Annotated in this window: 21 protein-coding genes and 2 pseudogenes; 15 read left to right on the forward strand and 8 right to left on the reverse strand. The window is 43.3% G+C overall.

Features of this window, described 5'->3' with window-relative positions:
* Nucleotides 1-252 precede the first annotated feature (252 nt).
* The 3 genes and pseudogenes from L1D11_RS20555 to L1D11_RS20565 form a co-directional block, all read left to right on the forward strand.
* Nucleotides 253-438 (forward strand): annotated as a pseudogene (locus L1D11_RS20555) (transposase domain-containing protein); the annotation flags it as partial.
* A gap of 33 nt (nucleotides 439-471) precedes the next feature.
* A pseudogene (locus tag L1D11_RS20560) lies at nucleotides 472-1,346 on the forward strand (HD domain-containing protein); the annotation flags it as partial.
* 202 nt (nucleotides 1,347-1,548) lie between these two features.
* Nucleotides 1,549-2,739 carry an amino acid aminotransferase gene (locus L1D11_RS20565; protein ID WP_239834250.1) on the forward strand — a complete coding sequence of 397 codons (1,191 nt, stop codon included), beginning with the start codon at nucleotides 1,549-1,551 and terminating at the stop codon, nucleotides 2,737-2,739.
* A 142-nt stretch (nucleotides 2,740-2,881) separates the two neighbouring features.
* Here L1D11_RS20565 and L1D11_RS20570 read toward each other — a convergent pair whose 3' ends face one another.
* Entirely contained in the window at nucleotides 2,882-3,523 is a 642-nt protein-coding gene (locus L1D11_RS20570; RefSeq protein WP_239834251.1) for an outer membrane beta-barrel protein, read from the reverse strand.
* A 150-nt stretch (nucleotides 3,524-3,673) separates the two neighbouring features.
* Here L1D11_RS20570 and L1D11_RS20575 point away from each other — a divergent pair, with 150 nt between their 5' ends.
* Both L1D11_RS20575 and L1D11_RS20580 read left to right on the forward strand, forming a co-directional pair.
* Nucleotides 3,674-5,563, forward strand: a complete 1,890-nt coding sequence (locus tag L1D11_RS20575; protein WP_239834252.1) for a putative nucleotidyltransferase substrate binding domain-containing protein — start codon at nucleotides 3,674-3,676, stop codon at nucleotides 5,561-5,563.
* A 5-nt stretch (nucleotides 5,564-5,568) separates the two neighbouring features.
* Nucleotides 5,569-6,285 carry a 3'-5' exonuclease gene (locus L1D11_RS20580; RefSeq protein WP_239834253.1) on the forward strand — a complete coding sequence of 239 codons (717 nt, stop codon included), beginning with the start codon at nucleotides 5,569-5,571 and terminating at the stop codon, nucleotides 6,283-6,285.
* Nucleotides 6,286-6,376: 91 nt separating this feature from the next.
* Here L1D11_RS20580 and serC read toward each other — a convergent pair whose 3' ends face one another.
* A complete protein-coding gene (gene serC, locus L1D11_RS20585; RefSeq protein WP_239834254.1) occupies nucleotides 6,377-7,471 on the reverse strand; it encodes a 3-phosphoserine/phosphohydroxythreonine transaminase in 1,095 nt (364 codons plus the stop codon).
* A 163-nt stretch (nucleotides 7,472-7,634) separates the two neighbouring features.
* Nucleotides 7,635-8,897: a DUF945 family protein gene (locus L1D11_RS20590; RefSeq protein WP_239834255.1), complete on the reverse strand. Its 1,263-nt coding sequence runs from the start codon at nucleotides 8,895-8,897 to the stop codon at nucleotides 7,635-7,637.
* Nucleotides 8,898-9,080: 183 nt separating this feature from the next.
* Between L1D11_RS20590 and L1D11_RS20595 the strand changes: the two genes are divergently transcribed.
* The 3 genes from L1D11_RS20595 to L1D11_RS20605 all read left to right on the forward strand — a co-directional run bounded on the left by L1D11_RS20595 (nucleotide 9,081) and on the right by L1D11_RS20605 (nucleotide 12,350).
* Nucleotides 9,081-11,024 (forward strand): ATP-binding protein, encoded by a 1,944-nt coding sequence (locus tag L1D11_RS20595; protein WP_239834256.1) that lies wholly within the window; start codon nucleotides 9,081-9,083, stop codon nucleotides 11,022-11,024.
* Nucleotides 11,017-11,514 carry a response regulator gene (locus tag L1D11_RS20600; RefSeq protein ID WP_239834257.1) on the forward strand — a complete coding sequence of 166 codons (498 nt, stop codon included), beginning with the start codon at nucleotides 11,017-11,019 and terminating at the stop codon, nucleotides 11,512-11,514. The genes L1D11_RS20595 and L1D11_RS20600 overlap by 8 nt, the downstream gene beginning before the upstream one ends.
* A 293-nt stretch (nucleotides 11,515-11,807) precedes the next feature.
* The gene (locus tag L1D11_RS20605; RefSeq protein WP_239834372.1) at nucleotides 11,808-12,350 is read left to right on the forward strand and encodes a hypothetical protein; all 543 of its coding nucleotides are present in this window, start codon (nucleotides 11,808-11,810) and stop codon (nucleotides 12,348-12,350) included.
* 140 nt (nucleotides 12,351-12,490) lie between these two features.
* Here L1D11_RS20605 and L1D11_RS20610 read toward each other — a convergent pair whose 3' ends face one another.
* Entirely contained in the window at nucleotides 12,491-13,072 is a 582-nt protein-coding gene (locus L1D11_RS20610) for a TfoX/Sxy family DNA transformation protein (RefSeq protein ID WP_239834373.1), read from the reverse strand.
* A gap of 361 nt (nucleotides 13,073-13,433) precedes the next feature.
* Here L1D11_RS20610 and L1D11_RS20615 point away from each other — a divergent pair, with 361 nt between their 5' ends.
* The 5 genes from L1D11_RS20615 to L1D11_RS20635 all read left to right on the forward strand — a co-directional run bounded on the left by L1D11_RS20615 (nucleotide 13,434) and on the right by L1D11_RS20635 (nucleotide 18,978).
* On the forward strand, nucleotides 13,434-14,354 hold the full coding sequence (locus L1D11_RS20615) for an HDOD domain-containing protein (protein WP_239834374.1): 921 nt from the start codon (nucleotides 13,434-13,436) through the stop codon (nucleotides 14,352-14,354).
* Nucleotides 14,355-14,393: 39 nt separating this feature from the next.
* The gene (locus tag L1D11_RS20620) at nucleotides 14,394-15,299 is read left to right on the forward strand and encodes a lysine exporter LysO family protein (RefSeq protein ID WP_239834375.1); all 906 of its coding nucleotides are present in this window, start codon (nucleotides 14,394-14,396) and stop codon (nucleotides 15,297-15,299) included.
* A gap of 174 nt (nucleotides 15,300-15,473) precedes the next feature.
* Nucleotides 15,474-16,001 (forward strand): hypothetical protein, encoded by a 528-nt coding sequence (locus tag L1D11_RS20625; RefSeq protein ID WP_004741565.1) that lies wholly within the window; start codon nucleotides 15,474-15,476, stop codon nucleotides 15,999-16,001.
* A 118-nt stretch (nucleotides 16,002-16,119) separates the two neighbouring features.
* Nucleotides 16,120-17,763: a pyridoxal-dependent aspartate 1-decarboxylase PanP gene (panP, locus tag L1D11_RS20630; RefSeq protein WP_239834376.1), complete on the forward strand. Its 1,644-nt coding sequence runs from the start codon at nucleotides 16,120-16,122 to the stop codon at nucleotides 17,761-17,763.
* Between the two features lie 360 nt (nucleotides 17,764-18,123).
* Nucleotides 18,124-18,978, forward strand: a complete 855-nt coding sequence (locus tag L1D11_RS20635) for a MurR/RpiR family transcriptional regulator (protein WP_004734686.1) — start codon at nucleotides 18,124-18,126, stop codon at nucleotides 18,976-18,978.
* Nucleotides 18,979-19,068: 90 nt separating this feature from the next.
* Here the strand turns inward: L1D11_RS20635 and L1D11_RS20640 are convergent, their stop codons facing one another.
* Complete coding sequence (locus L1D11_RS20640; RefSeq protein WP_239834377.1) at nucleotides 19,069-20,361, reverse strand: iron-containing alcohol dehydrogenase; 1,293 nt, start codon at nucleotides 20,359-20,361, stop codon at nucleotides 19,069-19,071.
* A 495-nt stretch (nucleotides 20,362-20,856) separates the two neighbouring features.
* Between L1D11_RS20640 and L1D11_RS20645 the strand changes: the two genes are divergently transcribed.
* Both L1D11_RS20645 and L1D11_RS20650 read left to right on the forward strand, forming a co-directional pair.
* Nucleotides 20,857-21,120, forward strand: coding sequence for a GrxA family glutaredoxin (locus L1D11_RS20645; RefSeq protein ID WP_004741562.1), 264 nt, complete (start codon nucleotides 20,857-20,859; stop codon nucleotides 21,118-21,120).
* 241 nt (nucleotides 21,121-21,361) lie between these two features.
* On the forward strand, nucleotides 21,362-23,044 hold the full coding sequence (locus L1D11_RS20650; RefSeq protein WP_086713098.1) for an aspartate:alanine antiporter: 1,683 nt from the start codon (nucleotides 21,362-21,364) through the stop codon (nucleotides 23,042-23,044).
* 637 nt (nucleotides 23,045-23,681) lie between these two features.
* Here L1D11_RS20650 and L1D11_RS20655 read toward each other — a convergent pair.
* The 3 genes from L1D11_RS20655 to L1D11_RS20665 form a co-directional block, all read right to left on the reverse strand.
* Entirely contained in the window at nucleotides 23,682-24,005 is a 324-nt protein-coding gene (locus L1D11_RS20655) for a hypothetical protein (RefSeq protein WP_239833446.1), read from the reverse strand.
* Between the two features lie 351 nt (nucleotides 24,006-24,356).
* The gene (locus tag L1D11_RS20660) at nucleotides 24,357-24,779 is read right to left on the reverse strand and encodes a GNAT family N-acetyltransferase (protein ID WP_239833447.1); all 423 of its coding nucleotides are present in this window, start codon (nucleotides 24,777-24,779) and stop codon (nucleotides 24,357-24,359) included.
* A 255-nt stretch (nucleotides 24,780-25,034) separates the two neighbouring features.
* The coding region (locus tag L1D11_RS20665; RefSeq protein ID WP_239862711.1) for an ATP-dependent RecD-like DNA helicase at nucleotides 25,035-25,819 on the reverse strand (785 nt) is incomplete at its 5' end.

Below are 25,819 nucleotides of genomic sequence, written 5' to 3' on the forward strand. Positions count from 1 at the left end.
ATACATACTCATGGATAGCCTCGGCCTCAAGACCACAAGGGCATTTCGCCTCAGAGTTAGGTTTAAGAGTCAGGGTAATAAGTGATGCTGTCTGGTGAGACTTTACTATTTTAAAGCCTTCCCAGAATGAAGATAGGAAAGTATGATTCGGCATGGAAACGGTAGTTTGTGTATGATTTTTGTTTGGCGACTAAACCATATCACTTACTACCGTTTTTTTTTGTTTTTAGTTCCCGCTAATCCGCGATGAACCGAAAAAATTGGCTCTTCTCGAACACACCAAATGGTGCTGATGCAAGCGCGATGCTTTACAGCATCGTCGAGACTGCGAAAGCCAACGGCCTTATCCTCTACGACTACATGGTCAAGTGCATGAAAGAGCTAGCGAAAGCTGAGCCTGATATTGATGCGCTCTTACCTTGGAACTTCAAACATTAACAACATCGCCCCGTGGGTTCATGGGCGTTTACAATCGACAACATGGAAGCGACCGGTCAATTTGATTTCCAACTGATGGGTGAACGAAGCTCACTAGTAAAGCAGATGATAGGCTTAGTGATTGTACTTCTGATAACACTGAAGACCATGCTGACAATGATTGCAATCAAGACATCTTTTGGCTAGAACACAACCCTGACCGCTTACTTGATGGCACTGTGGAACAAGCTAATTAAGCGCATTCTCCTTAGCCAAGAGTGTGCATTGAATAAGGTGACCAATGGAGCAAGGTGTGCGGCTACCAATTTTTGGTTACAACGAGCTCGGCTCAATGGCAGCCATGACCAACACCATGCTTGATAGCTCAGAAACGGCTCAGAACGAAGTGAAAACGACACGTGACGTCGCCATTGTTAGCCTATCAGCACTTGCAGAATCTCGAGACAACGAGACAGGAGGCCACATTCTAAGGACTCAAGAGTATGTAAAGGTTTTGGCACAACAACTCAGTAAATCCCAAGAACACGCCGTATTATTAACACCCAGCTATATCGAGTTACTTTATAAGTCTGCTCCCCTACATGACGTAGGAAAGGTCGGAGTGCCAGACAGCGTACTGCTGAAACCGGGCAAATTAACCGATGAAGAGTTCGAAATAATGAAGGGTCACCCGGCGATTGGTGCTGAGGCCTTATCTATCGCTGAAAAGCAGCTCGGGAGCAGTTCTTTTTAAAGGGTAGCGAAAGAGATCATTTTAGAAGGTGAAAGGTTCTCATTTCGATCCGCAAGTTGTTCAAGCCTTTTTAGCCGTCGAAGACCTTTTTGTTGAAATAACGGCCACTTACAAAGATGGAAAAAGCGTAGAAAACGAACTCAAGAGAGAAAGCCTTATTGCTTCCACTGCATAATCTTTCCCAAAACCACTAAATTCTTACACCCTGTAGGTTAATCAGTAGGGTGTTTTGTTATCAAATACCCTCTTTAGTCAATAAATCTGATTGAAATGGATTTTTTTTAGCCTTTCTGTTCACTTCGTATTGTCTTAAAAATTCCATACAGGTATAACTACCCATAGATACTATCCCCTCTCAATTGACATGGATGAAGATTATGTTTGAAAAAGTGTTAGCTGCTCCCGCCGATCCTATCCTCGGCCTTACTGAAGAGTTTAAAAAAGACTCTCGTGCAGAGAAAATCAACCTTGGTGTTGGCATCTACAAAAATGAAGATGGTCAAACGCCTGTGCTTAAAACAGTAAAGAAAGCAGAAGCTGCACTTCTTGAAAACGAAAAAACCAAATCTTACCTAACGATTGAAGGTACCGCTGAATACGGCCTTGCTGTTCAGAAACTACTTTTCGGTTCAGATGCTGAAATCGTAACTTCTCAACGCGCTAAAACAGCACAAGCGCCAGGTGGTACAGGTGCACTTCGCGTAGCGGGTGAATTCATCAAGCGCCAACTGGGCGACGTAAAAATCTGGATCAGTAACCCAACTTGGGCTAACCACAACGGCGTTTTCGCTGCTGCGGGTATCGAGACGGCTCAATACAGCTACTACAACGCAGAAACAAAAGACAAAGACTTCGCAGGCATGGTTGCTGACCTAGAGAAAGCTGCTGAAGGCGATATCGTTCTTCTTCACGGCTGCTGTCATAACCCAACAGGCATCGACCCAACAACTGAAGAGTGGGAAGTACTGGCTAAACTGGTTGCTGAGAAGAAGCTTCTTCCACTATTCGACTTTGCTTACCAAGGTTTTGCGAAAGGCGTTGAAGAAGATGCTGCTGGCCTTCGTACTTTCGCTAAGTACAACAAAGAGATTCTAGTCGCGAGCTCGTTCTCTAAGAACTTCGGCTTGTACAACGAGCGTGTTGGTGCATTCACTTTAGTTGCTGAATCTGCAGACGTAGCAACAACAGCATTCTCTCAAGTTAAGAGTATCATCCGCTCTATCTACTCTAACCCACCAGCGCACGGTAGTGCTGTCGTAACTCACATCCTTGCCGATGCTGGTCTACGTGCTGAATGGGAAGCGGAAGTCGCTGAGATGCGTGACCGTATCCAAGAGATGCGTGAGCTATTCGTTGCAACACTGAAGTCTGAAGGTGTTGATGCAGACTTCACGTTCATCGAGCGCCAAAACGGCATGTTCTCTTTCTCTGGTTTGAGCAAAGAGCAAGTAAACCGCCTAAAAGACGAATTCGCGATCTACATTGTTGGCTCTGGCCGCATCAGTGTTGCTGGTATGACTAAGTCAAACATGGGCCCTCTATGTAAAGGTATCGCTGCAGTTCTTTAATCGTAAAGCTAAAACTGTATTTGCAGACCAGAAACCTGCATTTACAGACCAATATATATGCAAAAGCCAGCAATTAAGCTGGTTTTTTGTGTCTGAATATTGATCTATCAACTGATGACACTCCCAGCCTCAATATCACTAACTAATACTCTAAGAAAAACTCCACGCCCAGCTCATTAGTACGTTCACTGCGAATCTTACCTTCACCATCTCGATGTTGGTATGACCCACCAATCGCAAACTTGTTGGTCACTAGATAGCGTAAACCTAAGTGATAGATCTCTTCATCAAACAGACCACTTCGATTCACTTGCACACTCCCGTTGGCAATCCAACGTTTCGCAAAGCCATAGTTAAGCTCGGCTTTTACCCCTTGGATGAACTCAGTGTCTGAAGATTCAGTTCGGTTGGTGTCATTATCTTCAACCTTACCTTTGGTGATACCAAGCAGGTAGTAAGCCACTATGTCTAAATCTTTCTTAATGCTGTAACGATAACCAACACCTGGCATCAGCGTATCAATTCGAGTCGTCGTGTCATCAGGGTGAATGAAGCGTGCACTGTAGTCGCCCAGCAACAACCAATCATCCGTCATCATGTAACTGACGCCTAATCCATACGACGAGGCATTGTTATTACTGCCTGCACCTTCATTTAAACTGCCCGAATGCGCTGTGGCATAAACGTGGTCAAAATCAAGAAGATCCACTGCGTTAGTGTCCGCCCACAAACTTGGAGAAAACGCTAAAACCGCAGATACAAAACTAAGCTCCCACTTCGACATTCCTATCATCCTTAAACTGTCACTCCATTAATTGAAAGGTTAGTCTATCCATAAGACTTTAAAAAGGTTTTAGCTCACAGATTGATTTTTGACGGCAAATTATTATCAAATATTGTACCATGAAATCATACAAACCAATGGATGATTACTATGGATGCTGAGTTATTAGAGATTCAAAACTTTCTGGCACAATACCCTCCTTTCAATGACCTCCCTGAAGAGATGTTGACGAAAGTGACCAGTAGCGTGGAAATTTCTTATTACCGCCAAGACACACCTATCATTCACTATGGTGATCTAATTCATGACCTGTATATGGTTCGAAGCGGCGAAGTCGAAGTCTATCGTCGTAAAGGTGAACTGTATAACCGCCTTGATGAAGGCCATCTGTTTGGTCAAATGGGCCTGCTCACCAACAACAAGGTGCGCTTCCCAGTAAAAGCGACTGAAGATACCCTGCTCTACTGCATTCCTGAGCCTATTTTCCAAGAGCTCTACGATAACTACGACTCTTTTGCTGATTTCGTAGAGGTTGAAGATAACGCGCGCCTTCGTCAGGCGAACTCAAGTAATAACGATGCCAACGACCTCACGACATCTAAAGTGAAAACGCTGCTGACCAGTGAAGCATCGATGATCGAGAAAACGCGCACCATTCAACAAGCCGCCACCATGATGGCGGAAGAAAATGTCTCTTCTTTACTGATCATCGACCCAGACATCGTTGAAGATGATGAAGACGATTCGACGCCCGTTATCGGTATCATCACCGACCGAGACTTATGCACTCGTGTACTGGCGGAAGGCCTCGATCCATCCGATGAAGTCTCGAGCGTGATGACACCTGAGGTTATCTCTCTTGACCACAATGCCTACGTATACGAAGCCATGATGACCATGCTTCGCTACAACGTACATCACTTACCTGTCCTAAAAGATAAGAAGCCAATCGGTATTATCGAAGCGACCGACATCGTCCGTTACGAATCTCAAAACTCGCTGCTCTTAGTAAGTAGTATCTTCCAGCAACAGAGTATTGAAGACCTCAAAGTGCTCTCTGAGCAAGTGAAAGACAGCTTTGTCCGTCTCGTTAACGAAGATGCCAATGCTCACATGGTCGGCACTGCAATGTCAGTAATTGGCCGTAGCTTTAAGCAGCGCATTATCGAACTCGCGGAAGAGCAGTTAGGTAAATCGCCAATTCCATACTGTTTCCTAGCATTAGGCTCTATGGGGCGTGATGAACAGCTTCTGGTAACAGACCAAGATAACGCCATTATTCTGGATGACACCTACGACGAGAACAAACACGGTAAATACTTCGAAGAGCTATCAACCTTCATTTGTGATGGCTTAGATCAGTGTGGCTATGTTTACTGTACCGGTGACATTATGGCGACTAACCCAATGTGGCGAATGACCCGCAGAGAATGGGAAGAGTGCTTCGCTGACTGGATTGACGATCCAAACCCAAAAGCACTGCTGAACGCGTCGATCTTCTTCGACCTAGACGGTGTTTATGGCCGCCTGAAATGGGCTGAGCAATTAAATAGCTTTATCGTAAGACGTGCACGTAAGAACAACCGCTTCTTGGCGTGTCTGGCTCGTAACGCACTCAACCGAACTCCGCCACTTGGCTTCTTTAAAGACTTTGTTATGGAGAAAGATGGTCGTCATAACAACTCCATCAACCTCAAACGACGTGGTACGGCTCCTCTAGCAGACTTGATTCGTGTCCATGCGCTAGCGGTAGGCTCTCGCTCTAAGAACTCATTTGAGCGCTTAGATGACATTATCGACGCGGGTATTCTGCCAAAAGGCAGAGCGCAAGATCTTAAAGATGCGATGGAATTTATCTCTCTGGTGCGTATCCGCCACCAAGCGCACGATGTTGATAATAATGTCGAGCCAGATAACAACATTGAGCCAGAGAACCTGTCCGATTTTGAACGTCGTAATCTGAAAGATGCATTCCAAATCTTAAGTAACGCGCAAAACTTCCTTAAGTTCCGTTACCAAGCCAGTAACAAGTTTAAGTAGGGCCTATGAACAAACTATTCAGATCACCTGCGGTCGATTGGCCATTTAAGTTTGCTCAGAAGCTAGATCGAGCGAGAGACGAGCGTTTAAAGCATTTTTATAGCCAACCTCTTCCGGCACCTGATACGCCAATTTCTGAAGTGACTTTCTTAGCGGTCGACTTTGAGACAACGGGTTTAAATCCAAACAAAGACGGCATCATTACCATCGGCCTTGTCCCGTTCACGTTAAATCGTATTTACTTACGACAAGCCAAACATTGGACACTGAGACCAAAGCAGAAGTTAGAAGAAGATTCTGTGGTAATTCATGGTATCACTCACAACGACATCATTGACGCCCCCGATCTTAGTGAAGTATTAAATGAGATCTTAGAATCAATGGCAGGACATATTCCGGTGGTTCACTATCGTCGTATCGAGCGTGATTTCTTAGATAACGCGTTGAAAGTGAGATTAGGAGAAGGGATTGAGTTTCCAGTACTCGACACGCTTGAGATTGAATCTCAGATCCAAAATAAACTGGCTGGCGGCTTATGGAATAAATTAAAAGGTAAGAAGCCAGGTTCGGTTCGACTGGGGCAAAGCCGTCGTCGATACCACCTACCCGACTACACGCCACATCATGCGCTTACTGATGCAATTGCAACAGCAGAGTTGCTTCAAGCACAGGTTGCTCATCACTTTTCGCCTGATATGCCGTTGAAAAATTTCTGGTTATAGCTCAATTAAATGTACTTTAATTGAATATTGTAGGCATAAAAAAGAGGAGCCGTTAGCTCCTCTTTTAAATGTTTAATCTCGGGTAGACAGATTAAGCGTATTTCTCTTCGAAATCTTTCATGAAGCTTACAAGCGCTTGTACACCTTCTAAAGACATCGCATTGTAAAGCGATGCTCTCATGCCGCCTAAAGCTCGGTGACCTTTCAGTGACTTAAGACCAGCAGCGTCGGCCAATTCTAAGAACTTCGCATCTAGCTCAGGCTTCGCAAGTTGGAACGGTACGTTCATTCTTGAACGGTTTGTTACGTGCACTTCGTTCTTATAGAAATCAGAATCGTCGATCGCGTTGTAAAGTAATGCTGCTTTTTCTTGGTTAACACGCTCCATCGCTTCCACACCGCCATGAGCCTTCAACCATTTAAAAACAAGACCAGACAAGTACCAAGCGTAAGTTGGTGGTGTGTTGAACATAGAGTCTTTTTCAGCAAGCACTTTGTAGTTAAGAATGCTTGGTAATACGTCGTTTGCAAGGTCTAGCAGATCATCACGCACGATAGCGATACAGATACCCGCTGGGCCAATGTTCTTCTGCGCACCAGCATAGATAACACCATATTGGGACACATCGATCTTACGAGACAAGATGTTAGATGACATATCCGCAACGATCGGCTTGTCCGTCTGTGGCAGTTCGCTGATCTCAATACCATCAATGGTTTCATTTGGACAGAAGTGAACATAAGCCGCTTCTGGGTCGATTTTCCAATCTTTAGCTGGAACTACAGCGGCTTTACCATCGACTGTCGTTTTTGCATTGAACACGTCGATTTCACAGTACTTGCTAGCTTCCATAACTGCGCTTTCAGCCCAGTAGCCCGCATCAATGTAGGTCGCTTTTGTTGCATCACCAAGAAGGTTTAAAGGCACAGCAGCGAATTGAGCACGAGCGCCCCCCTGACAGAACAGAACTTTGTAGTTGTCTGGGATGTTCAGAAGATCACGTAGGTCTTGCTCAGACTCATCGGCAACTTGAATAAACTCTTTGCTGCGATGACTAATTTCCATAACGGAAGTGCCTAAACCGTTCCAATCAATGAAGTCAGCTTGTGCTTGTTTCATTACTGGCTTAGGCAGAGCCGCTGGGCCAGCACTAAAATTGAATACGTTATCTAATGTAAGTTCCATGGGGATGATTGCTCCTGCTAAATAATAACTATGCAAGTAATACCATGTTTTACTCAACATAAAAACAACAAAAGAGGTCTTATGACCTCTTTTGTTTCGTACAGTACAAAATCTTTAACTTAATGCGCTAAATTGACCTGTGCGCATTCTTGCCTACTCATTTTTATTGAACAAAAGCCGGCATAAGTAGTGCAATTAGTGGAATTTCTTGTCCATTTTCAAACACTAGGTTTCCATTTTTTAAGTCAGCGCTGATTTCGTAACCCTTGTCTGTTTCTTTGATCATTTCCATCACGATTAATTCATCGATACCTTCGCGAATGAATGGGTACTCTTCTACCAGTCCGTTTGAGAAGCTCGAGTGAAGATTACCCGTTAGTGCAGGCATAATCTTTGAAGGGTTACTGCTGATGTTTTCTGTACCTTCAGGAACAGTCACCAACCACTTCGATTCAAACTGACCTTTGCCTAACTCTAGTGACATGTTGTTCATTGAAAGGTCGAAGCCCTTAGCAAACATATTGTCGATGAATGGGATGATCTCAGCAACGTCTTCTTGTGTAAGAACAGGATTAGACTGGTAAATCTCAAAGATTTTCTCAAACGACTCACTGTCGAGTTTCGACATTTCGAAATCAACATTTAAGTTATTCACTTGCCCTTCGCTCGTCTCGATATTGGCGATATCCAGTTTAAGGTTGCTACGCAGACGCTTAGTCGCTTCATCCAGGTGCGACTCAAAATCATACTTTGAGTTCTCGATAGTCATGAATGGCTGCATTGCGGAATCTATAATCAAGAAACTATCAATAGTGAAGTTCTGTGTACCAAGCCAGTAACCTTTTGCTTGTTGGCCTGAACCGATACCTTTCAGGTTTGACAGTGTCACCTCTTCACCCGTTTCAAAGTCGATTTGAACAGAAGGGATAGAAAGCTGGTAATCCACTTGGCCCAACACCGTCGCATGGCCTGTCAGGTTCGATTTAGTGATAGACACCGAGGTGCCATTCTCATCAGTACCTTGATGATTGAATTGGCTTAGCTCGAAGTCGAAATCCGTATTGCCGTTCAGCTCTGTGCTCGTTGTTAAGGTCAGTGGCAGGATGTCTGCATTGTCTAACGTCGAAACAGCGTTAAGGCTAACCAAGCCATGGCTAACTGCACTATTAATGACAAACTCACTTGGTAAGCCATCAATCGCAAGTTGTTCTTTTAGATTTTCATCCGTCACAGTGATGCGAGTGGTTACATTAGAAGAAAGGTAACCTCTATCGTACTCAACGATCTCAGCTTGAATGCTCGAATTGTTAAGTTTTGCAACGCCATCAGTAATCGCATTTTGTCCAATTTGCCCAACCGCTAGAGGCCAACAAAGAGCCAATGAGATTGCGCCGCCAATTGCGCCAATTTTTCTTAACTGTTCCATGAGTTCTCTTTCTACATGTGTTTGTTTTTTTCAGTCTAACCCATCAGTCGCAAACAAGAAACATTGAGTTAAATCAGTCTATTGCTCGATACTTCAAATCACTCAGCAAATTAACGGCTAGCTCTCATCCTTAATCTGCGGTTCTTGCTAGGCTAGAAGCGTTGCGACTACTAAGGGAAAACTGTGAATCAATACGCTGTTATCTGTTTGGACAATAATCCAGTTAGCATCGAGCGAATACGTACGGAATTAGCTCCGTTGTCTCGTGTGTTCGATATCTACACTGCCGAGAACATTGAAGATGCGCACCACGCATTGGAAGACATCCACGACAATCATCAAACCGTTGCTTTAGTGATCACTCACCATCACTCTCAGTTCAATGGCGTGCAGTTTCTCATTGAGCTCGAACAGTTACCTCATAGTAATACAGCCAAAACCATACTCGTCAGTGCTTCGTCAGACATTCAATCCATTCTAACTGCGGTAAACGAAGGCAGACTTAATCACTGCTTAACCAAACCGGTTCAAGATCAGGTTCTCTTCAAGTCAGCACAAAAGGAACTGACCTCTTTCGTTATCCAATACGATGCGGAAAATCTACTGTCATACAGTGATGCATTAGATCAACAGCGCTTACTAAGAGCTCATATCGAGCAAAAGATTCAATCTTTTCAATCAGGCTTTATTCACGATTACCACCAGCTTTCAGACAATGCGCTCGCTGAACGTGTCTTCAATGCCTTGCAAGATGTATTCTCTAAAGATGATAAGACCAAAGCAATTCGCGATTACTCTCCAGAGCACTTATTAACGGTTGAAGGGGAAGACAATCGCTTTTTATGGTTGATCATTGAGGGTGAAGTCGCCCTCTATAAGAAAGATGAATTAGGACAGCAGCGAGAAGTGGTACGTCACTCTAAAGGCAACATCGTTGGTGGAATGTCATTTGTGACAGGCGAGCCTTCGTTCTCTACTGGGCTCACTCTGACCCCAACTCGAGTCATTAAGCTTGATAAAGAGAGTTTTGCTCAGGTGATGCATTCTAATAATACTTTACTGCCTTTGTTTACTAACCTATTGCTCCGTCATTTCAATCGTCGCTTACAACGTAGTATCACCAACAAAATCAAACTACAACAAACACTTGAATCATTGGAGTCCGCACACCAGCAATTAATCGAAAAAGAGAAAATGGCCATGCTTGGTCAACTTGTCGCTGGTGTCGCGCATGAGCTTAATAACCCCATAGCGGCAATTATGAGAAGTATTGAAACGCTATCAGAACATCTAGACCAGATACTAGAGCAGCTATCCGCTCCTCATCCCAACAAGGGAACAGAGGTACTGGCGTGTTCAAAATTAGCTAAACCACTCTCCACTTCTCAGGAGAGACAACTGGTAAAACATTTAGCATCAACCATTGATGATCGTGCCCTCGCAAAAAAAGCAGTGAGATTGAATTTAAGCCAAGATGCGAAGGTTTTAGAGACCCTAAAAGACTCCCCTGTCGCAGGCAAAGAATTACTCAACGACTTAGAGCATTACCATTACGTCGGCAACTCTATCCGATCCATTCAAGTGTGTAGCAAGCGCATTGCCGACATGGTTAAAAGCCTAAAAAGCTATGCACGTGAAGACGACGAGCTTCGCCATTACACAGATATTCACGAAGGCATCGAAGACACTTTGCTGATCTTTGAAAACCGTTTGAAGCATCATCAACTTGAAAAGCACTACGACACCAACTTACCGCCTTTGCTCTGCCAATCGCTGGCGCTGCAACAAGTCTGGACCAACCTTGTTTCTAACGCACTCGATGCCCTTCCAGAACGAGGCAAGGTTTCTATATCCACTTCACAACAGACTAAAGACAATCAAACGTTTCTAGTGGTGCAGATATCAGACACTGGCATCGGAATCGCGAAAGAAAACATTCATTCTATTTTCAACCCTAATTTCACGACCAAAAAAGAAGGTAACTTTGGTTTAGGGATTGGGTTATCTATTTCTCAACAGATCGTTTCGGCCCATCAAGGATTTATTTTGGTGGAGTCTGAGGTTGGAAGCCACACTCACATGCAAGTATGGCTACCGTTCAAACAAGAAGGAGCACCTCATGAATAAGTACTTAATTTTATGTGTCGATGATGAACCAGAGGTGCTCAATAGTGTGCTTCAAGATTTAGCTGTATTTGAAGAAAACTTTATCGTTGAGGGCGCAGAATCGGTCGATGAAGCAAAACAAGTCATCAAAGAGATGGAGCAAGACGGCATTAAGCTCGCTTTGATCTTATGTGACCACATCATGCCGGAAAAAACAGGTATCGATTTTCTTATAGAACTTAATCAGCACGACTCTACAAAGCCTACGCGCAAGCTGCTGCTCACCGGGCAAGCCGGGCTTGAAGATACGGTAACTGCCATTAATAACGCGGCCCTCGATTTCTATATATCCAAACCTTGGCAAGGCGACCAACTCAGAGAGACCATCACTCAGCAGCTGACCGATTACGTAATAGCCAATGATAAACAACTACTGAATTGGACTTCGATTCTAGATACAGAGCGCATCCTAACCTCAATGGCAAATAAGCGCACAAGCTTTGGAGAGTAACGCTTTCCATTAACGTTTGAAGGGCAATAAGATAAACAGCAGTCAATATAAGACACGAACAGACACATATAAAATCTGGATAATTCACTTGTCCAACTTTCTCATTTGCCCCAAAACATGAGATCTCTGTAGCAGACTGGCCCTTAATTTGTTTATTTTTTAACTAAATGATTAAGGATTTACATTTTAATGGATTACTTTTCCGTGAGTTAGATTAAACTGTCTCGATGTTTATGGTTTGCCGATTTCTCTCAAACCAAAGGAATTAACACTAATAAAGGTTTACGGTCGTTATGCGCAAAATACTACTTACTACCGCTATGCTGTTGGCTTCAAGCCAAGCGCTAGCTGTCGAAGAACAACCACAAGTAATGAGCAACTTCAGCTACGATTACTTCGAAGCACGTATCGGTGCTAGCCCTGTTACATTTGGTGGCGCGTTCAGTAAGTCAATCCACCCGAATGCTCACGCAATTGCGCGCATTGATTCAGAATTTGAAAGTGATTTCGACTCTGCTGTTGGTCTTGGTTTCCACGCTCCAATTAACAACTGGGCAGACCTAACAGGTGAAATGCTAGCGCGCATCGTTCAGCCTGAACACACAAGCTCTACTGACATTGGTATGGAAGTTAACATTGGTGTTCGCCAATGGCTTGGTCCACAACTAGAAGTTGGTAGTAAAGGTGGTTACGTTTCTATCGATGACAACGATGATTGGATCGGTTCTGTTTACGCACGTTTCCACTCTACAGAGCTATTCTCTATTGGCGCTGAAGCTCGTATCAACGACTTCTACGGTGATCAGCTAATGTTCACAGCTCGCTTCAAGTACTAATACTTAGCTGACGAGTTCGAACCTTTGGGTTCCAAGAGAATACTTAGCCTCTTTCGTTGAGGCAGAAACAAAAAAACCGAGGATTTATTCCTCGGTTTTTATTTATAAACTGTAACTTCAAGCATATAAGGACGACTTCTTTAGTGGCAGCTCTTTAGTAATTGCTGCTTGCGTGGTTCTTGTAATAGTTTCCAGTGGATACCATCAATCGCACCCGCAAATTTCCAAAGTAGTTTTAGGTCAACATCGTTTCCGTACGCTTTGCGAACCTTATTAAATACTTCTGGTGCGCCTAACTGCATAAACATAGAAACATCGTCGACACCCGCCTTTTTCACCATGCGCTCTAACGTAAGCTGCATGTTAGGAAGATCTCTTAATCTACGGCTAGCAGATGACTTCTTGAAGCTGCGCTGCTGAATTGAATTATCGATAGAAGTACGAATAATGCTATCCAATTCAGGATATTCGCATGTGAACAGATCAGTAATATCGTAGTAGTTTACGGTTGCTGTTGTCTGTTTTTTCACATGACGATACTTTTCACAATCAAGATCTGCCAGTTTCTTATCTAATGACTTGCCACCTCTAATGAATAAACAACCTTCACTCAATAAGGCAAACATCGCGTCATTTTGAAAGAGGCCAATACCTCCGAACATAGAACGTTTTTGATGCTCACCAAATTGATTCACGTAATTAATAAATGCTGTCTCGGTCATATCCGTTGATCCTTAATCAAATTACCCCGATTAGGTTGATCACCAGACAAGCAGCTTTTTATGCGAAAAATTTTTGAATCTAATTTTTATTGTTGTTTAGGTGAATATTATAGTTGCGTTTTTCACCTTTAAATAAATGATACTTCGAAAAGAAAAATAAGTCTGGACTTAGTTCACATCAATCAATTGTGTATTCTGCTTTTTCATGATTAACATCACACAAAGCTATCATTCCGTGATTGAATTTTGACGTTTGATGATACACCGGTTCAATATTTAAAAGCTTGTGTGGACCTATCAGTATTGCCTCGCAGCATTGTGGCTTGTAAAATGGTAGGACATACATGTTTTTACTTTTTATATGAATCATTTATCGTTTTTCTGGCTACCACAAAACAAGGCACTTCTTCTTAAGGGCCTAGAATCAGAATTTGCCCAACTTGTTGGACATTCCATCTCAGCGGGAAAAATAACCCTTCCTCCTATCCCTAACGTTGTACTTAAAATCCAAAAACTTTGTACTCTGGAATCGACTGGGATAGCCGAGGTTGCCGAGTGCTTGCTTGAAGATCCAGGCCTTACAGCCATCGTCATTCGAGTTGCAAATTCGGTTGTCTTCAACAGACGCAACATCACCTGTGTCGACATTATGACGGCCGTTTCACGCCTGGGTATATTGCGTGTCCGTGACATCGTGACTGCACAAGCGATCGAACAACTCAAGCACTCAGTTGATTTAAGTAAAGAGTGTAACCAGCTATTGATTCAAAGCGCTTCTGTCTCAAAAGAGTTAGGCGCAACCATGGTACTTGTGACCAATGGTTTTAAAGAGATCGCTCCTGCTGAATACCGCTACCTTGAACATGAAAAGTCTTTGCTAGTTGGTTTGTTAGCCGATATTGGGCTGTTCTGCCTAGTAAGCGAGTACCACCTATACCTTGAGAATGGTAACTACCTCGACCACGATATCGCGCTTCAGATTTTCCAAGGCCAATGTTCAGCCACCAGCAAGCTGGTACTCAAGCGTTGGGGCTTCGACAGCGATTTCATTGACGTGTGTAGCAACACCATCAACAAACAAGAAGAACGTGAAGTGTCTTACTTAGATATCGCACGCATTGCTAACCACCTACTGATGTTCAGAAACAAGGATGAGAACATCGATGATCACGAAGTTGAGCTCAACGTGGCAGGTGCAGAGGTGCTTTATAATCTAAGCAACTTGAGTAAACATGATTTTAATGCAAAGCTAAACGACGTGATCAACGCTAGTGGCTTCTAAGTCACAGAAAAAGTTGAAGTAATTGCAATAGAGGAAAGCATGTTTACAGGGATGATCTTCATATTTGCGCCACTTGTTGTGGGGTATCTATTTTCAATTTCAAACACCCAAACGCTAGAATTCATCAACCGCTCTACATCGCGTTTGATCTATGTAATTCTAGCGCTGATGGGATTAAGCCTTGCCGCGTTAGATAATCTTGGTAGCAACCTACAGACAATCCTTCTTTATACCGTCACTTTCTTTGTCTGCTTAGGCGTTTGTAACCTGATGGCACTGCCCGCTATAGACAAAGTACTGCCACTAAAAACAGACAGTAGTCAAAAGAAGCTGCCCCTTTCTTCGATGGCAATGGAGTCTGCCAAACTCATTTTAGTTGTCGGCTCAGGCCTTATCGCAGGACTCGTTCTGCCTATCGGCCTTCATTGGGTCGATACAGCGAGTGAATGGATTCTATTCGTTCTTCTATTCTTCATTGGCATCCAGCTGCGAAACAGCGGGCTGACGTTAAGACAAATCTTGCTCAACAAGCATGGCATGGTCATCGCTGTCACGATAATTATCACCTCTATGTTAGGTGGTATTATCGCTGCTTACTTGCTGGATATTCCTCTGTTTAAAGCGCTAGCCATGTCTTCTGGTTTTGGCTGGTACTCCTTGGCTGGAATCCTAATGGGCGATGCATTTGGTCCGGTCTACGGCGGAGCATCATTCATGCTTGAGCTACTGAGAGAGCTTGTCGCGTTAGTTCTGATTCCAGTGCTCATTCGAAGCTATCCATGTACGTCTATTGGTTATGCTGGAGCTACCGCCATGGACTTCACTTTGCCTGTCATTCAAACAACAGGCGGCGTCCGCTGTGTGCCTATCGCGATTGTTAGTGGATTTATATTGAGTCTACTCGTACCTATTTTGATGTTGTTCTTTGTATCTCTTGCTAACTAGATCGCAGGAATAGCGATCGATTTAGATTAGAATGCATCTCGAATACCATTGCCCAAGACACCGATACAGTTACCCAAATAAAAAGACACTAAGTGTCATTGCTCAACAAAGAATGATCACGGTAACCTGTAACGACAAAGTAATAACAAGAATAAACTTACAAAAGGACCCGCTATGAAACGCCTTTGCGTCGCATTACTGCTAGCTTCAACTTCTACTTTCTCTTTTGCAGCAGATTCAATGTCTGAAACAAACCAGTGCCAAGCGAAAAAATACGATGCTTACATCGACGCCTCTCTAAATTGGTACGCCGATCTTGCTGAACTCACCTCAGAGCAATACCCAGAGCTAACAGAAGTAAGTGAATGGTTCCTTGAAGGCCGTAAGCACCACTTCGAGCTAAATCGTGCTGCGGTACACTACTACCTAGTGAATGACTCAAGCAAAGTAGCAACAGAACAACCAGTTGAAGGCTGGCTGCAACTTGAGCAACATGACATCAAGACTCTATCACAACGTGATGATGAGCTAGGCAAAGTCGCTAAAACGACGTTCGACGACCGTCAATCAAAGCCTCATGAGCAAAATTACGAGCTGCGTTCGGCATTCGCAGAGCTGCTTAGCCACCCTAAACAAATCGACACTGCACTTCAGCGCTACAACAGCTCGATCGCTGAACTTGAAGCGATTAAATGTAAGTAACCCCTCATTTAATAGGCTTTTATGAGAAGTTGGATTTCATAATTAAGACGGGACATTGTTCCCGTTTTCGTTTAGATTGTCCCGCTCGCGTCAATATTAAAAAAATAACTCGCTTGCTATGGTTACGGAACAAAAAACAGCAGATGTTAGCTTCGACAGTCTTCTACGTATCTTCACGGTACCTGAAGGCCCAGATTCAACACTCACTCAAATTGAAGACAAACTTTCACGAAACCTGAATCAATTCTTACGTGAACACATCGTGGCTGAAGAAAAGCCGCTGCGTGAAATTGAGAAAGATTTTTCAAATGCTCAAATCCCAGAGCAACCTGAGTTTGTTTCTGAACATACTGAGCATCTCCTCGATTCTCTTGTATCGCACTCGGTTCATACTTCATCGCCAAGCTTCATTGGTCACATGACGTCTGCCCTGCCGTACTTTTTGATGCCGCTTTCAAAAATCATGATTGCGCTCAATCAGAACCTAGTAAAGATCGAAACTTCCAAAGCTTTCACCCCCCTAGAGCGTCAAGTTCTGGGTATGCTGCATCGCTTGATCTATCAAGATGATGACGCGTTCTATTCTCGTTGGATGCACAGTGCAAATCACTCATTAGGGGCGTTTTGTTCTGGTGGTACAATCGCGAATATTACCGCGCTTTGGGTCGCACGTAACAATGCGCTAAAAGCACAGGGCTCGTTCAAAGGTGTCGAGAAAGAAGGCTTATTCAAAGCCATGAAACACTACGACTACGAAGGCCTAGCCATCTTAGTCTCTGAACGTGGTCACTACTCCCTGAAAAAAGCCGCTGACGTACTGGGTATTGGTCAGGAAGGTCTTGTATCAGTTAAAACAGATAACGACAATCGCATTTGTACTGACGACCTACGACTGAAGATCGAGCAGCTTAAGCAGAACAAGATTAAGCCTTTCGCCGTTATCGGTGTCGCTGGTACAACGGAAACCGGTAATATCGACCCACTAAGAGATATTGCAGAGGTATGTGCCGAGTCTGACTGCCACTTCCATGTGGATGCAGCTTGGGGCGGCGCGACTTTGATGTCGAATAATCATCGCCACCTACTTGATGGTATTGAGCTTGCTGATTCGGTCACTATCGACGCTCACAAGCAGCTTTACATTCCTATGGGTGCTGGCATGGTTCTATTTAAGAAACCAGATGCGATGACAGCGATTGAGCACCACGCTCAATATATCCTACGTAAGGGTTCTAAAGACTTAGGTAGCCATACGTTGGAAGGCTCTCGCTCAGGTATGGCGATGCTGGTTTATGCTGCAATGCACATCATCAGTCGTCCAGGCTATGAACTGCTGATCGATCAAAGCATCAACAAAGCACGTTACTTTGCCGACCTGATTAAAGAACAAGATGATTTCGAGTTAGTCTCTGAACCAGAGCTTTGTCTACTGACGTACCGCTACGTTCCTGAAGCGGTAAAAGCAGCCCTGCTTAAAGCAGCTCCTGAGCAGCGTGTGGAGTTAAACGAACTTCTGAACGAACTGACTAAGTTTATCCAGAAGAAACAGCGTGAAACAGGCAAATCGTTTGTATCTCGTACTCGCCTAAACCCTGAAGCTTGGGCTCATCAGCCAATCATCGTTTTCCGCGTGGTATTGGCTAACCCCTTAACGGGCAACGAGATTCTTTCTTCAGTACTTGAAGAGCAGCGTGAAATCTCTAAACTAGCTCCTAACTTGATGGGTAAGATCACCAAACTGGTTACGCAAATAAACGCATAGCCATTCAATTTTAGTTGCATCAAATTGAAAATTTATTTCTTTTTGATGTAACTTAGCTGTCAGTTCATACTCAAATCGCATTCTTTTTGCTCAAAGCCTCTTCCAATTCTGTACTTTTCTAAAATTTTGTTGAGGCCTGTCATATTCTTAAGCATTCATCCCGTGTTTTTGTATTAGTAAATAGTATGTTGGGTTTATACTGACTCTATGGTGCTAGTTAGCTTGATATCTATTTGATACAGCAGTAATTACAACACCCAACATTGCGTTGGTATTGTGTTTACTGAAATTTGTTTCAGCCATACCCCCTGGTAAAAAGATATTAACTAGCAAGTTGTTCTCTATACCCTTGTGAACACTATGAATACATTAGAAAAAATACAAAAAAACCTGGAAAATTTCAGCAAGTCTGAGCGCAAGGTAGCCGAAGTAATTATGGCTTCCCCTCAAACTGCAATCCATTCTAGCATTGCTACCTTAGCTAAAATGGCTGACGTAAGTGAGCCTACAGTTAACCGCTTCTGTCGTCGTTTAGACACAAAGGGCTTCCCTGACTTTAAACTTCACCTTGCTCAAAGCTTGGCGAATGGTACACCTTATGTGAACCGCAATGTCGAAGAAGATGATGGCCCTGATGCTTACACGCATAAAATCTTCGAATCAACAATGGCATGCCTAGACGTTGCGAAAAACAGTCTAGATGCAATGCAAGTAAACCGTGCGGTTGACTTGCTGACTCAAGCAAAACGCATTTCATTCTTCGGACTAGGTGCTTCTTCTGCCGTAGCGAAAGACGCTCAAAACAAGTTTATTCGTTTTAATATCCCAATCACTTGTTTCGAAGACATCGTGATGCAACGAATGAGCTGCATTAATTGCAGTGATAACGACGTTATCGTTCTTATCTCTCACACGGGTCGCACTAAGAGCCAAGTTGAGATTGCAAACCTAGCGCGCGAAAACGGCGCAACGGTTATCGCAATCACAGCAAAAGACTCTCCACTAGATAAAGCAAGCTCGCTTTCTATCTCGTTGGATGTACCGGAAGACACAGACGTTTATATGCCAATGGCAAGCCGCGTTGTTCAAATGACGGTTATTGATGTGCTAGCGACTGGCTTTACACTGCGTCGCGGTTCTGGTTTCAGAGAGAATCTTAAGCGTGTCAAAGAGTCACTTCGTGATTCACGCTACGAGAAATACTCTCAGTTCTAACCCCAAAGATATTAATTGAAAAACGGAGCCTAGTGCTCCGTTTTTATTTATCTGCGTCTTCAATAGTGTCATGGCCATTTACCAATACTATTAAATGGTCCAGCTGTTCCCCTTCTCCACCACACTATTCTCTGAGGCATAAGAGTTGATGATCGTGAAACTCGACTCCACCATTTGAGACTCTTCATCGTTATGACTAAACGTGACTTCACCCTGAGCTTCACCACAATGACACTTCTCACAAACCTGCTGCAAAATATGAATTAAACGCTCTTGATTCAATGGCAATGGATTCCCTTTAATAGCAACCGACTTAAGTGCATCATCCGATACCTCTTCGAATTGCGCTTCACATACACCAAAGTCCAGTAAACTTGGCAACTTTAGTGTATCTAAGACTTCTGATAACCACTGAATGGCATCCTCTGCCGAGGCTTGCGCTTTACCCGTTACTATTTGAGCGATCCTTTGGTAGCGCTCTAAAATGTCGCTTCGCTGCTGCTCTCTTGCAACCTCAATATTCTCTAGCATCACAAATGGCGCTAAGCGCGCAGTAATCACACTGTGGGGCGCAGAAATCTTACCGCCTAACGCAGAAGCTAATCCGTGTGCGGCACCAAGCTTAGCATTAGTGATTGCCATTCCACCAAGCATAGAAGCGAAAGCGAGATCAGAGCGCGCTTGAGGTTCATCATAAATACACGCCTGAATTACTGAACTACTCAGTTTACGTAACCCTTCTTCACAGATCATATCGGTCAACGAATTCGGCTCACCACACACATAAGCTTCCATTAGATGAGTAAATGCATCCATAGCACCTCGTCCAGATAGATACAGATTAGTGCCATGAGTTAGGGTTGGGTCGACAATCGCTACATCAGCCAGCATATCAGGGCTTCTCAGGCTGATTTTTACTTGGTCTTGACCTGATTTTAGCACCGAATTTTTAGTAACCTCAGCACCGGTACTCGCGGTTGTTGGAATGGCGATAAACGGAAGGGGTTTCGTTTTAAGGGGAACATTACGTCCAACCACTTCAACATAGTCGTATAAATTACCTTGATTCGGTAAAACCGCAGCTAACGCTTTTCCCATATCGATGGCACTGCCGCCGCCCATTGCGACCACCATATCTGGCTTAAATCGACGTGCAGAAGTGGCAGCCTCTTCGACCATTTTGATATTGGGTTCACCCGATACGGCAATGTGCTGATAACGCATGCTCTGTGCATCTAGATAGTCAGTAACAATTGAGGTGCGCTCCAATGTATTACCAGTAACCAATAGCACACTGTAGCCATATTGATTTAAGAGAGACAATGAAGCGGAAAGTGCTCCATCACCAAAGATGATCTTTGTAGATGTCATAAATTGAAACATGGTGCCTCCTGCGCCTATGACTGAACAAAACTACGAACTCTTGGTTTTTGGAATTTAACCTTTGAAATGTAAGCTATGTGTTTGCAACACATACTCTGCATCTTAAACACGACCTTAGTGAAACATCACAAGTCAGGTAGATTACCGAATATGGTTCAATACCCAGTTATAAGATGCCTCGTTCTGTGTCTGATTTTTTTGACAAGGTGCAACTTGTCGCACTAAAGAAGGATTAAAGTTGTAATCTTGGGGGTAATTCACACTCTAAAACTTGGGGGACTTAACGATGATTGAGGCGAACAAACGAGGCCCTCCCTCTTTGTGATTAATATTTGCGCAGATAGGCAAGACCTATTGTATTAAGAGGTAATTCCATCTTTATTTCCCCATGGCATTGAGGCATAGTTGGTTTTAAGAAATTTTGAGTGGCATTCATTAAAGAATAGTTAACATCGTTTAGTTAACGAGCCTCATCCCGTATTTAGGAGAAATGAAATGTTTGTAGTTATTTTTGGTCGCCCTGCTTGCCCATTCTGTGTTCGTGCAAAAGAGCACGCAGAAACTCTTAAAGCAAAACGTGATGACTTCAACTACCGTTATGTTGACATTCACGCTGAAGGTATCAGTAAAGCAGACCTAGAGAAGACAGTTGGTAAGCCAGTTGAAACTGTGCCACAAATCTTCATCGACCAAGATCACATCGGCGGCTGCACAGAATTTGAAGCATACGCAAAAGAAAACCTCGGTCTTTTCGACTAATCTAGAGTTCGAGTCTTGGGCTAAGCCCTTAATCAGCTGAGCACTTTTAGTGTCAAACTGTAAGATTTCTATTAAGCCCGCTTATTAAAGCGGGCTTTTTTATAGCCAGTTCTCATACAATATAAGAATCTGGTCAAAATCAAGTAAAAAGGGGAAATATCACTTATAATTTATTTATATTTAGATACAATCCACATTTCAAACTTACCCTTTTTGTCACGCCTATTATTGAGCGACCACTGTGAATATCGACGTTGTTTTTCTGTTAGAACAAAACCCCATTCTCCTCATCTTTGTTGTTTTATCGATTGGTTTAGCCATTGGTAAAATTCGTTTCGGTAGTCTCCAACTCGGCAATTCAATCGGTGTTCTGATTACTTCCCTTGTGATGGGTCACCTTGGTTTCTCATTTAACGCAGACGCCCTAACCATTGGCTTTATGCTATTCATCTACTGTGTCGGTATTGAAGCAGGACCGAACTTCTTTGGTATATTTTTCCGAGATGGAAAACACTACCTTATTTTAAGTTTAGTGGTCCTCTCTACGGCTATTGCACTTACTTACTTCTGTAGCGAGTACTTAGGCCTTGGTTTCGGACTTTCTGCCGGCATGATGGCGGGGGCGCTTACAGCAACGCCAATCTTGGTAGGTGCGCAAGACGCATTGAATTCAGGGCTCGCTGAAGTACCAAGAAATATGGATTTAAGCCTGATTATCGAAAACCTATCAGTGGGTTACGCGATGGCTTACTTGGTTGGCTTGATCAGTATGATTATGTTTGCACGCCTTATTCCAAAGCTGCAAAAAGTAAACTTACACGACTCGGCCGAGCAGATAGCTCAAGAGCGTGGTTTAGGTGCTTCTGGTCAACGTAAGGTTTATCTTCCTATTATTCGTGCTTATCGTGTGGGACCGGAGCTTATTTCTTGGACTGACGGTAAGAACTTGCGTGAACTAGGTATCTATCGCCAAACGGGCTGTTACATCGAGCGTATTCGTCGTAATGGTATTCTTGCCCACCCAGATGGTGATGCCATTCTGCAAGAAGGTGACGAAATCGCATTGGTTGGTTTCCCAGATAGCCACGCTCGTCTAGACCCAAGCTTCCGTAACGGCAAAGAGGTTTTCGACCGTAATCTTCTCGATCTACGTATCGTAGAAGAAGAGATCGTCGTTAAAAGTGACAGCATCGCAGGTAAGCGCTTATCTGACTTGAACCTGTCTGAATATGGCTGTTTCCTAAACCGCGTAGTAAGAGCTCAAATTGAAATGCCGATGGACTTAAACATCGTGCTTTCTAAAGGTGATGTCCTGCAGGTAAGTGGTGAGAAAAGTCGTGTGCACGGTCTAGCAGAGAAAATTGGTTTTATCTCAATCCACAGCCAAATGGCAGATTTGATGGCTTTCTGTAGCTTCTTCATCCTGGGTATTTTGTTTGGTTTGATCACCATGACATTCGGTCAGGTATCGTTTGGACTAGGTAACGCGGTTGGCCTTCTTCTGTCAGGCATCATGCTAGGCTTCTTACGAGCGAACCACCCTACTTTTGGTTATGTACCTCAGGGTGCGTTGAATATGGTCAAAGACCTCGGTTTGATGTTCTTTATGGTCGGTATCGGCTTGAGCGCCGGTGGTAAAATATTTGAGCACTTAACCCAAGTCGGCCCTCAGGTCATTGGTATCGCTCTGGTAGTGAGTGTGCTGCCGGTATTCTTCGCTTACTTAGTTGGCGCTTACGTGCTGAAGATGAACCGAGCTCTATTGTTCGGTGCAATCATCGGCGCACGAACCTGTGCTCCAGCAATGGACATAGTAAACGACCACGCTCGCTCAACCATTCCAGCACTGGGTTATGCGGGCACTTACGCGATAGCCAATATATTGATGACCCTAGCAGGTACTTTTATCATCATAATTAGCTAGTTTATTCAGCGTTATGGCGCTTTAGATTAGATATTTTAAATGCACTAATTCATCTTTGGATTAGTGCATTTTTTATGACCTGTTTTAAGCACTCCTGCTCTTAACTCTCCTCGTATCTCGCTACTCCTATCCCGTATCTACTCTTCAAACTCTTCGCATCCCGCAACTCGAATCCCGCATCTACTCTTAAATCTCTATGCTAAATCACAGACAAAAAATAGGCGCTCATGAGAGTATACAGTAAAAAGTATGTCTATTTGCGCGTGAGTGAGTGACAGCCCTTTACTGACAACGCTTCTTTGGGGTCTATAAAGCGTACATACTATGTATAATTGTGTGTACGCTTTTTTGTCCCTGAAGGCTTAGCAAGGCGATGGTCTCACTGCGTGAAGACCATCACCCTGCCAAAAGGGTATTTAAGGGAATGATGGTAAAGTAAAATAATAAAGCCACTCCTGACGCTCGCACAGCTCACTACTCGCTAGGCATTTATGATTTTTCTTGACCATCGGCTGTCTTGACCATCGGCTGAAACACGTTTTTGGACAAAAGCACGTTAGAGTATTGGTTCTCGCGAGATTGGGATTAGACAAAGTATCTTGAAACCTTAAACGTTTGTTTGCTGCAAACTCTACAGTTAGAGATCAAATTCTATATTGTAGAGTTTGAACACATTAACCAATGGCTCTTCCCACCCAAGACTCTCTTTCAAAGAGTCTACAATTGGTCTCACTTGTTCTGTTGAGACGTTGATTTCAATTTTAAGTAACTTGTAGTTTTCGACCTTACCTTTAGAACCAAATACTGGATTTGAGCCCTCTAATGCTCGATGAGACCCCGTAACCGAACCAATTGCCCAGCAATGGTCGTAATTACCAATTTTATCGACTCCAGATTCATGTAGTACATTTTGTACTAACATCTGCTGCTCTGGATTACAGAATATTTCTAGTTTATACATTTTCGATAATACTCGTTATATACCGATTGCAGCTAACGCTTTCTATACGGCGATTGTCCGTATTCCATGGCGAAATAATGCCTTCTTTCTTTTTAATCTTCAACGATAAATCAATAAGATAGTAACCATTAAAACTGGTTGGAGTGTTCTGTACCGTATAGTTTTGACAATTGCTAGTTTCAGATAATTTTTAGTAGGGGAAACGCATATCCCTAGATTCTGTAGAGCACTTGAACTAAGTTGTTTCGGGGCAAAAGCGTTCCAGTGACTTTGCTAAATTAGCAATTAATTAGCTTGGGTATGAAAAATTCGCTTAATAAAGCGTTTAGTCTAAGTGGTATAGATTATTGGTTAGGAGATTGTTCTCGACATGCTGTAAAACCTATCATCAGCGTTATCAATCACAAAACCAACCCTTTCATAGAGATGAAAAGCTGGGCTGATTTTAAATACACGTAACTTAAGTCGATTAGCGCCTGATTCAATGGCTAACCTTTCACATTCAGACAGTGCTAACGCACCAATGCCTTTATTTTGGTATCTCTCGCTGACTTGCAAGTCACGAACATAACAACCTTCGTTATCAAAGGTTAAACGAATTGCTCCAACTACCTCACCATTGACCAGGATATCGAAATTGGCTAAATCTTGAATTTGGTCTTCGATTTTTGAGCAATCCCAATCAACAGAATAATGCTCGTAGTATGAGCGCATATTTACATAAGTAATCTCAGCCGAAAATGCTAAATCTTCTGTTTTTTGATACGAAACCATTAAACCTCCTAACGCTTATTAGATGACAAGTTGTCGTCTTTCATCCTTCGATAATGCAATGGTTTTTATACTAACTCAATTGATAATCAATAAATTATGACACATTAAGGGAAGTTAGACTGCAAGATATCGGCTATGACGGGAATGAACAGTTATCAACTCAATCGAATAAGCATTAGTAGGGCAATGCACGCACTCTGATTCTTTAGAGTATTTAATCTAAGTGATTTTGGGGCAAAAACGAGTTTGAAACTGCTAACCCAGCAGCTCTTTCAGATAGCTATTCCGCTTATGAGAGTGACTAGGTGCCTCGGTGATCTGCTTCATGTCATCACTACTACCAACGATATGGATTTCACTTTCAGCTCTCGTGATTGCCGTATAGAGCCATGCTCTATCTACTATTCTTCCGTCTTGCAGAGCGATGATGATGCGTGGAAACTGTGACCCTTGAGCTTTATGTAGGGTGATTGCATAACCCAACTCTATGCAGTCGAGAACGGATTGTGTTATCTCGACCTTTTCACCTGTATCTAGCGTCACTTCACCGTAACTATCACCAGAAGGTTTGACGTTGGTTAATGTGCCAAGTGAGCCGTTCTGAATGCTTTTGTCGTAATGATTCTGAGTAAATAACACCGCATCATTCATGCGAAGGGGCAAAAAGAACTTATCACCATTGATTTCGAACTCAAGGCTAGTGCTATCTGGGTTAACGGCTTGTTGGGTGAGTTTATTGATTTCTGATACGAGTGCCTTGGTTGGAGCCATGACACGACTGCTTTCAGGAGATTCTTGGTAAAGCTCACAACAGACTTTGGCAATGTCTGTTTTACTGGTTTCGTGAAAGCGTATTGCACCTGTACTTAATTGCTCAGGCGTCACACCTTGATTAATGAGCTTTGAGTATTCGGGGATACCCGTTGAACCTTCCTGTCTCTTAACGATGTCTAGCATCGTATTCGCCACCGTTTTTGCTTCAACGATGTCTGCCAACACCTTGCCGCAGCCGATGGGTGGAAGTTGATCGGGGTCGCCAG

It is taken from the genome of Vibrio sp. Isolate32 (assembly GCF_022397955.1).
Lineage (GTDB): Bacteria > Pseudomonadota > Gammaproteobacteria > Enterobacterales > Vibrionaceae > Vibrio.

Excerpts from the sequence above, each read along its gene's own strand:
- serC (WP_239834254.1), bottom strand. The coding sequence starts at position 7,471 with ATGGAACTTACATTAGATAACGTATTCAATTTTAGTGCTGGCCCAGCG.
- L1D11_RS20605 (WP_239834372.1), top strand. The coding sequence starts at position 11,808 with ATGCGCAAAATACTACTTACTACCGCTATGCTGTTGGCTTCAAGCCAA.
- L1D11_RS20570 (WP_239834251.1), bottom strand. The coding sequence starts at position 3,523 with ATGTCGAAGTGGGAGCTTAGTTTTGTATCTGCGGTTTTAGCGTTTTCT.
- L1D11_RS20590 (WP_239834255.1), bottom strand. The coding sequence starts at position 8,897 with ATGGAACAGTTAAGAAAAATTGGCGCAATTGGCGGCGCAATCTCATTG.
- L1D11_RS20645 (WP_004741562.1), top strand. The coding sequence starts at position 20,857 with ATGTTTGTAGTTATTTTTGGTCGCCCTGCTTGCCCATTCTGTGTTCGT.
- L1D11_RS20660 (WP_239833447.1), bottom strand. The coding sequence starts at position 24,779 with ATGGTTTCGTATCAAAAAACAGAAGATTTAGCATTTTCGGCTGAGATT.
- L1D11_RS20610 (WP_239834373.1), bottom strand. The coding sequence starts at position 13,072 with ATGACCGAGACAGCATTTATTAATTACGTGAATCAATTTGGTGAGCAT.
- L1D11_RS20655 (WP_239833446.1), bottom strand. The coding sequence starts at position 24,005 with ATGTATAAACTAGAAATATTCTGTAATCCAGAGCAGCAGATGTTAGTA.
- L1D11_RS20580 (WP_239834253.1), top strand. The coding sequence starts at position 5,569 with ATGAACAAACTATTCAGATCACCTGCGGTCGATTGGCCATTTAAGTTT.
- L1D11_RS20615 (WP_239834374.1), top strand. The coding sequence starts at position 13,434 with ATGAATCATTTATCGTTTTTCTGGCTACCACAAAACAAGGCACTTCTT.
- L1D11_RS20600 (WP_239834257.1), top strand. The coding sequence starts at position 11,017 with ATGAATAAGTACTTAATTTTATGTGTCGATGATGAACCAGAGGTGCTC.
- L1D11_RS20575 (WP_239834252.1), top strand. The coding sequence starts at position 3,674 with ATGGATGCTGAGTTATTAGAGATTCAAAACTTTCTGGCACAATACCCT.
- L1D11_RS20565 (WP_239834250.1), top strand. The coding sequence starts at position 1,549 with ATGTTTGAAAAAGTGTTAGCTGCTCCCGCCGATCCTATCCTCGGCCTT.
- L1D11_RS20620 (WP_239834375.1), top strand. The coding sequence starts at position 14,394 with ATGTTTACAGGGATGATCTTCATATTTGCGCCACTTGTTGTGGGGTAT.
- L1D11_RS20625 (WP_004741565.1), top strand. The coding sequence starts at position 15,474 with ATGAAACGCCTTTGCGTCGCATTACTGCTAGCTTCAACTTCTACTTTC.
- L1D11_RS20640 (WP_239834377.1), bottom strand. The coding sequence starts at position 20,361 with ATGTTTCAATTTATGACATCTACAAAGATCATCTTTGGTGATGGAGCA.
- L1D11_RS20635 (WP_004734686.1), top strand. The coding sequence starts at position 18,124 with ATGAATACATTAGAAAAAATACAAAAAAACCTGGAAAATTTCAGCAAG.
- panP (WP_239834376.1), top strand. The coding sequence starts at position 16,120 with ATGGTTACGGAACAAAAAACAGCAGATGTTAGCTTCGACAGTCTTCTA.